Annotated in this window: 12 protein-coding genes, 1 tRNA gene and 2 pseudogenes; 4 read left to right on the top strand and 11 right to left on the bottom strand. The window is 41.5% G+C overall.

Features of this window, described 5'->3' with window-relative positions:
• Window positions 1–7 precede the first annotated feature (7 nt).
• Together AC0T5Z_RS05255 and csrA are read left to right on the top strand one after the other, a co-directional pair.
• Window positions 8–1,288 carry an aspartate kinase gene (locus AC0T5Z_RS05255; protein ID WP_435337690.1) on the top strand — a complete coding sequence of 427 codons (1,281 nt, stop codon included), beginning with the start codon at window positions 8–10 and terminating at the stop codon, window positions 1,286–1,288.
• Between the two features lie 250 nt (window positions 1,289–1,538).
• The gene (gene csrA, locus AC0T5Z_RS05250) at window positions 1,539–1,793 is read left to right on the top strand and encodes a carbon storage regulator CsrA (protein WP_004971589.1); all 255 of its coding nucleotides are present in this window, start codon (window positions 1,539–1,541) and stop codon (window positions 1,791–1,793) included.
• Between the two features lie 162 nt (window positions 1,794–1,955).
• Here csrA and rnhB read toward each other — a convergent pair whose 3' ends face one another.
• Window positions 1,956–2,534, bottom strand: a complete 579-nt coding sequence (gene rnhB / locus AC0T5Z_RS05245; RefSeq protein WP_291335212.1) for a ribonuclease HII — start codon at window positions 2,532–2,534, stop codon at window positions 1,956–1,958.
• Window positions 2,535–2,623: 89 nt separating this feature from the next.
• On the bottom strand, window positions 2,624–3,010 hold the full coding sequence (locus tag AC0T5Z_RS05240; RefSeq protein ID WP_236162293.1) for a hypothetical protein: 387 nt from the start codon (window positions 3,008–3,010) through the stop codon (window positions 2,624–2,626).
• A 232-nt stretch (window positions 3,011–3,242) separates the two neighbouring features.
• Here AC0T5Z_RS05240 and AC0T5Z_RS05235 point away from each other — a divergent pair.
• Window positions 3,243–3,506, top strand: a pseudogene (locus AC0T5Z_RS05235) (cytochrome b); the annotation flags it as partial.
• Window positions 3,507–3,593: 87 nt separating this feature from the next.
• On the opposite strand, the gene tnpC reads toward AC0T5Z_RS05235, so the two are convergent.
• The 3 genes and pseudogenes from tnpC to AC0T5Z_RS05220 form a co-directional block, all read right to left on the bottom strand.
• A complete protein-coding gene (gene tnpC / locus AC0T5Z_RS05230) occupies window positions 3,594–5,219 on the bottom strand; it encodes an IS66 family transposase (RefSeq protein ID WP_435337624.1) in 1,626 nt (541 codons plus the stop codon).
• A gap of 74 nt (window positions 5,220–5,293) precedes the next feature.
• Window positions 5,294–5,629 carry an IS66 family insertion sequence element accessory protein TnpB gene (tnpB, locus tag AC0T5Z_RS05225; protein WP_000618087.1) on the bottom strand — a complete coding sequence of 112 codons (336 nt, stop codon included), beginning with the start codon at window positions 5,627–5,629 and terminating at the stop codon, window positions 5,294–5,296.
• A pseudogene (locus tag AC0T5Z_RS05220) lies at window positions 5,626–6,008 on the bottom strand (transposase). The gene tnpB and the pseudogene AC0T5Z_RS05220 overlap by 4 nt, the downstream one beginning before the upstream one ends.
• Before the next feature lie 200 nt (window positions 6,009–6,208).
• Between AC0T5Z_RS05220 and AC0T5Z_RS05215 the strand changes: the two are divergent.
• A complete protein-coding gene (locus AC0T5Z_RS05215) occupies window positions 6,209–6,331 on the top strand; it encodes a hypothetical protein (protein WP_435337440.1) in 123 nt (40 codons plus the stop codon).
• Between the two features lie 104 nt (window positions 6,332–6,435).
• Here the strand turns inward: AC0T5Z_RS05215 and AC0T5Z_RS05210 are convergent, their stop codons facing one another.
• The 6 genes from AC0T5Z_RS05210 to AC0T5Z_RS05185 all read right to left on the bottom strand — a co-directional run bounded on the left by AC0T5Z_RS05210 (window position 6,436) and on the right by AC0T5Z_RS05185 (window position 13,244).
• The gene (locus AC0T5Z_RS05210; protein WP_291335214.1) at window positions 6,436–7,437 is read right to left on the bottom strand and encodes an adenosine deaminase; all 1,002 of its coding nucleotides are present in this window, start codon (window positions 7,435–7,437) and stop codon (window positions 6,436–6,438) included.
• A 97-nt stretch (window positions 7,438–7,534) separates the two neighbouring features.
• Window positions 7,535–8,857 carry an NCS2 family permease gene (locus AC0T5Z_RS05205; protein ID WP_291335216.1) on the bottom strand — a complete coding sequence of 441 codons (1,323 nt, stop codon included), beginning with the start codon at window positions 8,855–8,857 and terminating at the stop codon, window positions 7,535–7,537.
• A 417-nt stretch (window positions 8,858–9,274) separates the two neighbouring features.
• Window positions 9,275–9,454: a hypothetical protein gene (locus AC0T5Z_RS05200; protein ID WP_291335218.1), complete on the bottom strand. Its 180-nt coding sequence runs from the start codon at window positions 9,452–9,454 to the stop codon at window positions 9,275–9,277.
• 742 nt (window positions 9,455–10,196) lie between these two features.
• A tRNA-Val gene (locus AC0T5Z_RS05195) sits at window positions 10,197–10,273 on the bottom strand.
• Window positions 10,274–10,305: 32 nt separating this feature from the next.
• The gene (locus AC0T5Z_RS05190) at window positions 10,306–12,333 is read right to left on the bottom strand and encodes a transglutaminase TgpA family protein (protein WP_435337439.1); all 2,028 of its coding nucleotides are present in this window, start codon (window positions 12,331–12,333) and stop codon (window positions 10,306–10,308) included.
• A 5-nt stretch (window positions 12,334–12,338) separates the two neighbouring features.
• Window positions 12,339–13,244 (bottom strand): DUF58 domain-containing protein, encoded by a 906-nt coding sequence (locus AC0T5Z_RS05185; protein ID WP_291335503.1) that lies wholly within the window; start codon window positions 13,242–13,244, stop codon window positions 12,339–12,341.
• Between the last annotated feature and the right edge of the window lie 10 nt (window positions 13,245–13,254).

The raw sequence follows: 13,254 nt of genomic DNA, 5'->3' as shown, positions 1-13,254 counted from the left end.
AACAACTATGGCACTAATCGTTCAAAAATATGGCGGTACCTCAATGGGTACTCCCGAGCGCATTTTAAATGTTGCTCGTCGTGTGAAGCGCTGGCATGATCATGGCCACAAAATAGTGGTTGTCGTTTCTGCCATGAGTGGCGAAACCAATCGCCTACTCGCTCTCGCGAAAGCCATTACCGAAACCCCTGATCCGCGTGAATTAGACCAAATGGTGTCTACAGGCGAACAGGTAACGATTTCGATGTTAGCGATGGCGCTTAATTCTACTGGCGTTGCGGCAAAATCACTAACTGGTCGCCAAGTTGGTATTCAAACTGACAGCGCATTTACCAAAGCACGTATTGAATCAATCAATACCGATGTATTGACTGAAAACCTAGATGCAGGTCGTGTAATTGTGGTTGCCGGTTTCCAAGGTTTTGATGCCGAAGGTAACACCACTACTTTAGGTCGTGGTGGTTCTGATACTTCTGGCGTTGCACTTGCTGCTGCATTGAAAGCTGATGAATGTCAAATTTATACTGACGTAGATGGCGTTTACACCACAGACCCACGCGTCGCACCAAAATCTAAAAAAGTAGATCGTATTTCTTTTGAAGAAATGCTAGAAATGGCGTCTTTAGGTTCTAAAGTATTGCAAATTCGTGCAGTTGAATTTGCAGGTAAATACCAAGTACCTTTACGTGTATTATCAAGTTTTGATAATGACGATGATGGCGCATTCGACGAAGATTTTAAACAAAATGTCGGCACACTCATTACTACTGAATTGGAAGACAACATGGAACAACCTATCATCTCAGGTATCGCGTTTAACCGTGACGAAGCAAAATTAACTATTTTAGGTGTGCCTGACGAGCCAGGTATTGCATCTAAAATCTTGTCACCTATCGGCGCTGCCAATGTTGAAGTCGACATGATCATCCAAAACGTAGAAGAAGATGGTACAACTGACTTTACCTTTACTGTAAACCGTGGCGAGCTTGCCAAAGCAAAATCAATTCTTGAAGCAACTGCAAAAGAAATTGGTGCGCGTGAAGTGGCTACACGTGACGACATTGTAAAAGTATCCATCGTAGGCGTAGGTATGCGTTCACATGCGGGTGTTGCAAGCAAAATGTTTACCGCCCTTGCTGATGAAGGCATTAACATTCTTATGATTTCTACCTCTGAAATTAAAATTTCAGTAATCATTGAAGAAAACTACCTAGAGCTTGCAGTTCGTACTTTACACACTGTATTTGGTCTAGATCGTGAAAGCGGAGAGTCTAGCGCACGCGCTTAATGCGTCCCTGTCAGAAAATGTAATTGTCTGACAAATTTTGCGAAAAAGTACAAAAAATTAGAGCCACTATAGTTTTTTTTATAGTGGCTCTGTTATATTGAGCAACATGCTTTCATAAATTTTGGCAACGCTGTATCTTATATAATAAATAATGATACGTTCCGTTAAAATTTACTGGTTTTTATTTGGTTGTAGCTTTTTAATTGCTTTAAAAATCAATGCAGGTTTAGCATTTTGCAAGGAGATAAACATGCTGATTCTCACCCGACGCGTCGGAGAAACATTAATGATTGGGGACCAAGTTAGCGTGACTGTGCTTGGTGTCAAAGGTAACCAGGTTCGTATTGGTGTAAATGCGCCAAAAGAAGTATCGGTTCATCGTGAAGAAATCTATCAACGTATTCAACACGAGCGTGCCATGCATGAGCATTTGCAACACTTAGATCAAGATTATCAACCATCATTTGAAGAAGATAACTACTCGCAAAATGACTTTAATCGTTAAACGTTTAAGGTAATTGAATATAAAGCGGCTCATTTGCCGCTTTAAATTTTTCTGCTGAATGCTTTTTTAAAACTTGCCCCATTTCGATGTTGCTCGCTGATTCTGATTATGTACAGGATGTTTTACCTACAACTCAGCAATAGTTTTACATGAAAATTAATGTTATTTTTCCATCAATTCTAAAGCCTTTCGCACAGGTGCAAAACTTCGTCGATGTGCCGAAATCACACCATGCTGTGCAATCGCTTCAAAATGTGCTTTGGTTGGGTAACCTTTGTGTTTAGCAAAACCAAATTGTGGAAATGCTTGGTCAAGCAACACCATTTCACGATCTCGCGCCACTTTGGCTAAAATACTGGCTGCCGAAATCTCTGCATGTAAAGCATCTCCCCCCACAACTGCATCACACGACATTGCTAAACCTTGCGGAATTTTATTGCCATCGACCAAGACATGCTCAGGTTGAATAGACAAAGCTTCTACCGCACGACGCATCGCCAATAACGACGCTTGCAAAATATTCACTTCATCAATTTCGGCTGCAGATGCTTCTGCAATTGCCCAAGCTAAAGCCTTTTCCTGAATTTCATAAAACAACTTTTCACGCTTTTTTTCTGTCAATTTTTTAGAGTCATTTAAACCTTCAATCGGGTTATTCGGATCTAAAATAACTGCCGCGGCAACAACAGAACCTACTAAAGGCCCACGGCCTGCTTCATCAACACCCGCAATTTTCATCATCTTTTTCCTAAAAAAAGGCTGAAATATTCAGCCTATCTCACAATGCGCGTCATCATGCACCCTTTTTTAATTGTACAGAGTCACTAAACTTATCTTACTGCTTCTGCCACACATGCATTAATGGTTCTTGATACCGCGTTGCTCACAATCGTTGCACGGGCAGCAGGGTCAATTGCTGCTGTGGCTAAATCTACTGCAGTCACGTTTTGTGGTGCTTTTTCACTGACACAGCCACAAATTTCAGCTTGAACATTTTGCTTTTGCGTTGTTGTCATCACACGTGTCGCAGTGTGCCATGCAGGAATGTTATTTAATTCAGTCACACACTTGGCATTAATTGCAATTTTAATAGCCGTCATACCCAATTGTTGAGTTGCTGTCGGTGCAGTTGTCGTTCCTGTAGTAGTACCTGTAGTTGTGGTACATGCAGATAAAGCCAAAGCGATAGGTGCCAATACAGCGAGTAGTTTTTTCATGGATATTTCCTGTATTTAATATTCAAGTCATTTGGATGAAACAATGCCGCTATTGTGCCTAAACTTGTTTGGCGAAGGAATAGCTTTTTGCAATTTCTACATTCATGTGCCTAGTCTTAATAAGAACTTTATTTTTTTCAGCATTGCAGATTTTCAACACTCTGTTGCAGGTAGATACTTTTACCACATGCGGTTGTATAGCATGCAAGCATCCATTAGCCTGAAATACAACATGAACAGTTCTCACTCATATTACACCCGTACCGCAGAATTTTTACATTTGCTCATGGCGATTATTTTTATTGCCGCACGGGCAATCGGTTTTTTAGTGGCAACCTTATAAGCGATGAAGCCGATGACAGCTTCAAAGGTGATGTGATTACCCTGCGTAAAATATCGCTACACCAATTATAGTTTATGGGTGATTCGCTTATTTTGGCGTTATACCCACCCTGTGCCGCAATTGCCTGACAGCATGTCATCTTTGATGAAAACATAAGCGCATTTGTGACATTTGGGTCTGTTTTTTATGCTGCTTGCGATTCCAATTACGGTAAGCGTCCGCTGAATCCCATACCAATTTTTAATTCAATTTAGGTTTCCAGCAGTGTGGCAGTAACTCTTCAATCTGGGTCACTTTATGTGTCGGTAACCTTTTCAGCACATCACTTAAATAGGCATACGGATCCAGCCCATTCAGCTTTGCTGACTGGATTAACGTCATGATGTTTGCCGCTCGCTGACCACTGCGCAGCGAACCTGCAAACAGCCAGTTCTTGCGCCCCAACGCCCAGGGACGCATCTGATTCTCGACCCAATTATTGCAAATAGGTAGATTGCCATCATCCAGATAGCGGCTTAAAGCTGGCCAACGCTTCAGAGTGTAATTGATGGCCTTGGCGGTGGGAGAACTCGATGGCACTGTCAGATGATGTTGGTTGAGCCATTCATATAGTTGTTGCATCACTGGTTGACTATGCTGTTGTCGGTATTCGCGGCGGTCTTCCGCTGTACCATCGGTCTTTTTCCTGAGTTCTGCTTCTATCGCATACAGTTTCTGAATCATCAGTAATGCCTGTTCAGCGATCTGACTTTTCCCAGTCACATGTAGCTCATGGAATTTACGACGTGCATGCGCCATGCAGCCCACCTCAATGACATCGCCTGATTTAAAGCGTGCTTTATAACCACTGTAATCATCACAGACTAGATAGCCCTGCCAGCCTTTCAAGAACTCTTCTGCATGCTGACCTGAACGGCTATCCTGAAAGTCATAGATCACCGCTTGAACTGGATTGTACTGTGTAGTGGCATAGGCCCAGACATAACCTTTCTTCGGTTTTTTCTCATCATCACCCATCCGCATGATGGTGACCGGCGTTTCATCGGCATGGATCACCCGCTGTTGCAGCACCACCTGTTTTAAGGCATTGGCCAGAGGTTCCAGTTCCACACCGCAGCGACCTATCCAGTCAGATAAAGTAGATCTGGACAGATCAATGCCCGCCCGCTGATAGATCAGGCGCTGACGGTACAGCGGCAAATGATCGGCATACTTCGATACCAGCACATGGCTGAGCAGTTCAGGTGAAGCAATGCCTTTATCAATCACATAGGCGGGCATCGCTTGCTGAGTCAGGGTGTCACACTGATCACAGACCCATTTGCCACGCACATGCTGTTCCTTATAGAACTGTGCCGGTCTGAAATGCAGTTTTTCACTGATATCTTCGCCGATACGACGTAACTGGCAGCCACAACTGCATTGGGTTGATGCTGGTTCATGCTCAATACGAATGGTGTGTAGATGATCGGGCAGCAGTCGACGTTTAGGTTTATTTGCTTTGGCTTTGTGTGTCGCTGCATCGGTTTTATCTGCATTCAGCCGTTCCAGTTCCAGATCAACCGCGGCAATATCTTCTTCAACCGCTTCATCCCATAGATGGATTTGTTTTGCAGTGAGATGTTCGTTTTTACTGCCGAATTTGTGCTGTTTAAATAGTGCGAGTTCATGCTCGTATTTTTGATTGAGAATAGAAAGATGTTGAACTTTAGAATCTAATTGCTGATTGGTGACTTCAAGATGTTGAACTCTGGCATCTAATTGCTGGTTTGATTGTGCTAGAGACTGATGCTGCAGCGCCAACTGTCTGGTAAATTCCAGCAGTTGTTCATGGGTCAGTTGGCTTAAGTCAGGCAGCGTATTCATGACCGCAGTATGCCTGAGGTCATGAGAAGAATGAAATAGAACGTTTGGAGAATAGCAGAATGGAGCAGCCTGGTTTAAAGCATCGTCACCACCTGCTGTCGTCCAATGCGCTGCCAGGGCAAACCCTGGATCAGTGCCTGTAACTGTTCCGGGCTGAGGGCCACGGTTTCACCTTGGTGAACTTGAGCCCAGTGAAATTTGCCCTGTTCCAGCCGCCGGGCACACAGCCAGATGCCCAATCCATCATGTACCAGTACTTTCATGCGATGGCCACGTTTATTACAGAACAGGTAAGCACAATGCGGTTTGATGTAGCCAAAGGCTCTCACCACCTGAGCCATGACAGTATCCATCCCTGCTCGCATATCCAGAGGTTGGGTAGAAAGCCAGATTTCATCAATGCGGATCATGTTGCAAGTGCCTTGAGTAATTCTGCTAAAGCAGATATTTCTGATGTCTGCCATTTTAGCTGAATATCATTATTCGTATGAGGCACGGTGATACACAACGTGATCCTCTCATCAATAGGTTGGCTGATTGCAGCAGTGTAAGGCAAAGCATAAATGCTGGATTCACATGAGTAGGATCCTGCACGGCACCCTCATGATGGCTGAAGATCCTGATCCAACGACTGACAAGGTTGGCATTAATACTATGTTGCAGTGCGACCGAAGCGATCGAGGTATTAGGATTTTTACAGGCATTGACAATACTGAGTTTGAATTCTTTGCTGTATGTTCTGCGTTTTTTAGCAACAGGAGGTGTTGCTGAATATATATCCATGTTCATGGATTAAGTCCCCACTTGTTTTTAGGTGGGAACTAAATTAAGGCTTATAGGATCGCTTGGTAAGGCTGTGTTAGCCGGATGCTTACCAATTACGGGCTGTTTAGTTGGAGAGTGTGGGTAAACTTGTGCATGTGCTGTATTTATTTGAAATTCCAGCATGGGTGGATAAGAACCCATAACTATTAACAATTGTTAAACCTGTGCATACTTATTTGTCTTGGTTTGCAGGGGCAATGCTGGTTGAGCATGTATTTGCCGCACTCAAACATCACTATATAGATAAAGAGGATGTATTGCGTAGTATGACGCAGCAAGGTAAATAATTTTAAAAACTTGAATTTAAAGCGACTTAAATTGTTCTCCCACAAGCAGCAGCTTAAATTAAGCTGCTGCTTTGTAATCTAAGCGAATCTGAATTCAGTTTAACTCACGCCAATACTTGAATTTGCTCAATCCATTTTTGCTTTTGTTCAACCGAAATAAATGAAGCTTCAAAAGAATTGATCGCCAATTGTTTTAATTCAGCATTGCTTAAGTCTAAAGCTTGGCTAATTGCAACAAAGTTATCATTCATATAGCCACCAAAATAAGATGGGTCATCTGAATTGACGGTCACTTTAACACCCTGCTGCAATAAACGGCGGATGTTGTGCTGTGTCATATCATCCACCACACATAGCTTTAAATTACTCAATGGGCAAACCGTGAGCGGCATTTTTTCTGCGATTAAACGCTGCATTAATACAGGATCTTCTTCAGAACGCACACCGTGATCAATACGATTTACTTTCAGTAAATCTAACGCTTCCCAAACATATTCGGATGGCCCTTCTTCGCCTGCGTGTGCCACGACTAAAAAGCCTGCTTCACGTGCTTTGGTAAAGACACGTTCAAACTTTGAAGGGGGATGCCCGACTTCGCTTGAATCTAAACCCACTGCAATAATTTGATCTTTATAAGATAAAGCCTGTTCCAAAGTAGCAAATGCAGCATCTTCGCTTAAATGACGCAAGAAACACATAATTAAATGTGAACTGATACCTAATTTTGTTTGCGCATCATCGCAAGCACGTTGTAAGCCATTAATCACGGTTGCAAATGCCACACCACGCTCGGTATGGGTTTGCGGGTCAAAAAACATTTCGGTATGCACCACACGGTCTTCAGCACATTTTTCAAAATATGCCCACGCTAAATCGTAAAAATCTTGCTCATGTAGCAATACTTGTGCGCCTGCATAATAAATATCTAAAAAAGACTGCAAGTTATGAAAGTTATAGGCTTGTTTGACTTCTTCTACAGACTGATACGGGATATCTATTTGGTTGCGCTGTGCAATGGCAAACATCAATTCAGGTTCAAAAGTACCTTCAATATGCACATGCAGTTCTGCTTTAGGTAATGCACGGATTAGCTCAAGTTGATTCATGTTCTGTCCTTTTTGTATTTTATGGGAGAATTTTAGAAATTGATCAAAATAAAAAAGGGTGCAAACTGAGTTTACACCCCTTTTCAGTTTAAAAATGTTAACCGCCAAACATGGCAAATTTTAATGCCCAAAGTACAGCAATTATCCACACCATATAAGGTACAGACTTCGCTTTGCCAGTGAGTAGTTTAATTAAGGCATAACTAATAAAGCCCATGGCGATGCCATCGGCAATAGAATAGGTAAATGGCATGAACACGATAGTTAAGAAGGCAGGCACTGCTTCGGTAATATCATCCCAATCAATATGCACAATGCCCTGAATCATCAACACGCCCACAAATAACAAGGCAGGTGCAGTTGCAAAACCAGGTACCGATTGCGCGAGCGGCGCCAAGAATAAACAAGCAATAAACAACAAGCCAACAATCACTGCGGTTAAACCTGTACGACCACCCGCTGCAACACCTGCAGATGATTCAATATATGGCGTTGTTGAAGATGTACCCAATGCCGCACCTGCGACAATTGCAGAAGAATCGGCAAAAAGTGCTTTTTTCAAACGTGGTAATTTGCCATCTTGTAACAAGCCTGCACGATGTGAAACACCCACTAAAGTGCCTGTAGAGTCAAATAAATCGACCAAGAAAAATACGAAAATTACACCAATTAAACTTGCTGTAAATAGACCTTCAAAGTCCATTTGCATAAAAGTAGGTGCAATAGATGGAATTTCTCCAACCACACCTTTAAATTCACTTAAACCTAAAGCTGTGGAAATAGCAGTCAGTACCAAAATACTGATGATAATTGCACCACGCACTTTAAAGTGATGCATCACCACCACCATTAAAAAGCCCAATAGCGCTAAAAGTACTGTTGGTTGTTTTAAGTCACCTAAGCCCACCAAAGTCGCAGGATTATCGACAATAACGCCTGCATTTTTAAGGGCGATTAAAGCAAGGAATAAACCAATACCACCGCCAATGGCTAATTTTAATGACATGGGAATGGCATTCACAATTGCTTCACGGATTTTAAACATGCTAATAGCAATGAAAATCATCCCTGATACAAAAACTGCTGCCAAAGCCGTTTGCCAAGGCACACCCATGCCTAAACAAACGGAATAAGTAAAATAGGCATTCAGCCCCATGCCCGGTGCCAGTGCGATTGGGTAATTGGCAACAATCCCCATCACTAAACAGCCAATTGCTGCGGCTAAACAGGTGGCGACAAAGACAGCTCCATGATCCATTCCTGTTTCAGATAAAATCATCGGATTGACAATAATGATGTAACACATAGTTAAGAATGTGGTTACACCCGCCAAAATCTCGGTACGGAATGTGGTCTTGTTTTCACTTAATTTGAATAAGCGCTCAAGCATTCCCGCTGAGGATGGATTAGGAGTCGTCATGACCTAGCCCCTGTAAATAAACTGAGTTTGTAGCATGACTCAATTTTAAGTCAGCACTTAAAACCTGTGTCAGTTGCAACAATAGATTTGCCCAATGAGCATGTAAAATCACAAAAAGGATAAACTTAATTTACAATCAATCATTTGATTTTATCAAAATCAAAATTTCGGAATGCTAAATAAAAAAGCCGCATAAATTTTTATGCAGCTTTGTTCATCTTTTTTCACTTCAGTCACACTCAAAAATAATGCAATTGAGTTGTGATAAAGCAGTTTCAATTGGCAAATTATACCATAGGGATTTTTTTTAAATTCTAGTTTTTTTTGAATTAAAGATAAAATTTTACGTTTATGTGAACCAAACAAAAGTGTGATAAATAAGACAATCACTAAACATCATGTTAGAAATTTCTACATTTATTCTGTGACTTGCAAAATCTGTGGTGTAGCCGCTTCTGTTTTTTCAAGCGATAAATTTGCAGATTCAGTCAAAACTTGGTTCAGTTCTGCCTGCTTTCTCGTTTCCTCTTCCAAGTAAACGAGATAACCTAATAAAACGACCAACACCACCAGAGCTGGTACAAGAATGTGTTTCATGTCATTTACTTTTATTAAACAATTTTAATACATAGTAGCAAAAATTAAGCGTGGTGTAACTCTTAATGCACCCAAATCACAATTTGTACTTCAGCCATCAAACTCAATCGATCCTATTAAGCCATTGTATGAATGGTATTTTTAAAACGCTGCCAAGATACATAGAAAAATGTTGTTGCAATTTCGATTAACCATAGAAACGAAAGGCCTGCTCACATCCAATCCGCATTTCGATATAAAATTGCTTAAGCCAATGTTACAAAATGCGTTGTCGGTGCAATCAGCATGATATTTTGAATGGTTTCTAGCATGCTTTTGCGTGGTGTACTTGCCCCAGATAGCATTTGCAAGGGAATCATAATAAGCATCATCAACCAATTGAATTGCGGCATCGATCTAGACACTGTTGGCATATATATGTATTGAGATTAGTGTAAATGTGTAAATATAATTGTTCAAAAATGTAGCCTATGTATTGCTTTGATAAATCAAAAAAATAGATGTATCTACACCAAAAAGTTTTAGACATTATTACGGCTGAGCTGAACTCCCAATTAATGCGTGTCCTAGAAAATGAAGTGTAATTAATGTAACACGCCTGTTAGCTACCCTTAGTTATAATTTTAAATTTAAATCACTAACCAATCAACACAGTAGAAATACTTAACTCCTCAAAAATACCATAAAATGAAAAGCCCATCTAATAAGATGGGCTTTAAATCACTGATTACTCAGTAAATATTGGTAGGCATATCCAGACTCGAACTGGAGACCTCTACGATGTCAACGTAGCGCTCTAACCAACTGAGCTATACGCCTAAAGTGTTTCGCATCATATTCAGTTTTGATTTTTAAGACAACCCCTTTCTGCGTTTTTTCAGCACATCCGAGCAAGTTTTAAGCAATTCAAAAAATACCTGCTGTGAAACATGATCATGTTCAGGCGCATAAGTATATTGTTGATAGGACACGCCTAAACGCTTAAACGCTTCTTGCTCATTTTCATCTACCTGCGCTGCTAAACGCTGCATCCACACACTCACTGTTTCTGCATTATGTTTTTGCAACTGAGCGGGCAATCTTTTAGAAAATTTATCTAAGGCACGATGCACACGAGAACCTTGCTGACGTTTTTTCCAAAAAATCCAGCCCCAATAACCCAGCAATAAGATGAGGATACTTGAAACTAACACTGCGACCAAAGCATAGTTAGAATGTAGCCCTAAACGTCCAAACCAGTGACGTTGTGACTCGGCATCATAACCCACGACTTTGCTTTGCCATTGATAACTCGCATAATCACTCCACACCCGTAAAGAACGAATAAAATTAGAATGCTGGTATTGCCACATTTGTGTGTCAGTACCTAAAACGGCCCGATCATCTGCCAAAAGGTTTTGCATGCCATCATCAATACGTTGAGGTGCAATGATGGCTGTCGGGTCTATGCGTACCCATTGTTGATTGAGCAACACTTCGGTCCAAGCATGTGCATCTTGCTGTCGCACTTCCCAGCTTTGTCCATCCGGTGCAAGTCCCCCCCCCTGATAGCCCACGACTACACGCGCTGGAATCCCGACATAGCGCATCAATAAGGCAAAACTTGAGGCATAATGTTCACAAAAACCTTGCTTACTCTGAAACAAAAATTCATCGACCCGATTTTGTCCGAGCGTGCCAGGTTTTAAGGTATAACTAAAGCCATTATTGCGATACCACTGCAATACATTCTGCACATAGCGTTCTGGTTGTTGCTGACTTTGGGCAAACATCTGCAGCGCAAATTGCTGTGCTTTTGGGTCAGATTGCGTCTGTACCTGAGCATTTAAACGCTGGATAAAGCGTCGATAACGCTCGCTCTGTGCATCATTCTTTTGAATGTGTGCGGATTCGCCTACCCACTGCAAAGCAATGGGTTGAATCCGACCATTTTGACGCTGTGGCACTATACTCCAATCACGGCGCAATATATATCCCTGCTGATTTGGCACGGATTTTTCCAGTGCCATAATCCACTGAATACGTGGGTCTGCTGCAATATATTGATACTGAAAATCGACTTGCTCTGGCTGTAATTGTGCTGCCTCAACGGATTGTTGATTACTAAAATTGCTCGTCCATGTGCGACCATCATATTGATCCAGCACCATCGCTCGCCAATATAGTTTTGAACGTGGCGGCAGTTGCTGCATATTCCCCACAATACGAAATGCCAAAGCAGAAGATTGTGATAATTCAGCTATATCGCCTGGCGACATCGTGTCACTCATTCCTGTCACACCTTTGGCATCTGGAATCGGTACATGCCATAATGGCGGCAAACGTGGAAAGAATAAAAACAATAATAAAAAAAATGGCAAAGCGTATGCGATAAACTTGCCTACATTTTTAAGGTCATGCTTTGCATCTTGGCTGCTCGAATGACGCGGCGCATACTCTGCAAATGCGCTTTTTTGAATTCGATATAATCCAATTAAACAACTGATCAAACATAGAATGACCAACACGGTCATCCACATGCTTTGGCTGTATAAAAACGAACTAGCACTCACAAAGAGTGCAAAATTAAATAAAATAATCAGGTCGCGCTGGGTATGACTTTCTAAAGCCTTGGCAAACAAAAAGGTGCATAATAAGGCAACACCAGCCTCTATGCCAATCAGGCTTTTATAACTCAGATAAATACTGATTAAGGCACAACAGGTCAATCCATAAGTCAAAACTTTAGAAATACGTGCTGTTTTCTTTTTATAGTGACGATACAACAGCAACAACATGATGGCAAAAATAACACTCAATGTCACTGGGCTAAACAGCATGTGAGCAGCCAAAATTAAAATCAGGCTAAGCAGAATAGATTGCTGAATTGAGTGGTGCATGATTGTCAAGCCTGTGCCAAAAGAATTTTTGCCTGTTTCAACTGCCGCTCGCCCAGACCTTTTTCAAGGGTTGCATGCGGCAAAAACATCGCATAATTCAACTGTTGTTGTTCACATTGTTCGACCAAACCCATCATCAAACTTAATTTTTCTTCGTGGGTCGGTGCAGGCATGTGTTCATAATAAATATCGATACTCTGTTGATCCTGATATTGTTCAAAAACTTTCACATATAAGCCCTGACCGCGTGCAGCTTGCTTCCACGACACGGCTTGCAAGGAATCGCCCAATTGAAAATCACGCAGCTCACGAAACTCGTCTAAATCAGGTTGAAAGCTGTGTTGATGCTGTTTGTTTTCTGCGCTATACATGACGGCTTTTGGCGCCACCCAAGCGGTACGTGACAAATTTAAGTAAGTCCATGCACGTACTAATCCAAAAGGATAAACCGAATAAATCTGTAAATAAGGGTAATGAAACTGCCCACGTTGTGCTGCAAAAAAAGTCAAAATATACTGCTGTTGGCTGTCTTGAATGAGAACTTGTTCTAATTGATGATTGGCTTTAATCCATAAATAACGCGCCTGCGCGAGCTCTTGTTTGAAATGCAATTGTAATTGCAATACTTCGCCCACTTGCCCAATTTCGGTGGTCACAATTTCAATCTCTAATTCATACAGTTGCTTAAAGGTCAAATAAAAACTGATACACAAAATGGCGCTGATCAAAAAGCAAAAGCCTAAAATCAAGTTATTGCCATAATTCACGCCTGCAATAAACGTGATCAAAATCAGCACTAAATACAGATAACCCTGTTGGTAGATAAAAACCAAAATGTCTTTTTGTTTTAAGGTTTTGTGCCGATCAAACAGAAAACGTGTCTTGATCCAGTTTTGCCATGCCTGCTTCAACATGCGTGTA

The organism is Acinetobacter pengchengensis (assembly GCF_982235305.1).
The sequence above is the reverse complement of the archived record's forward strand: the minus strand, read 5'-3'. Positions and strand labels throughout refer to the sequence as shown.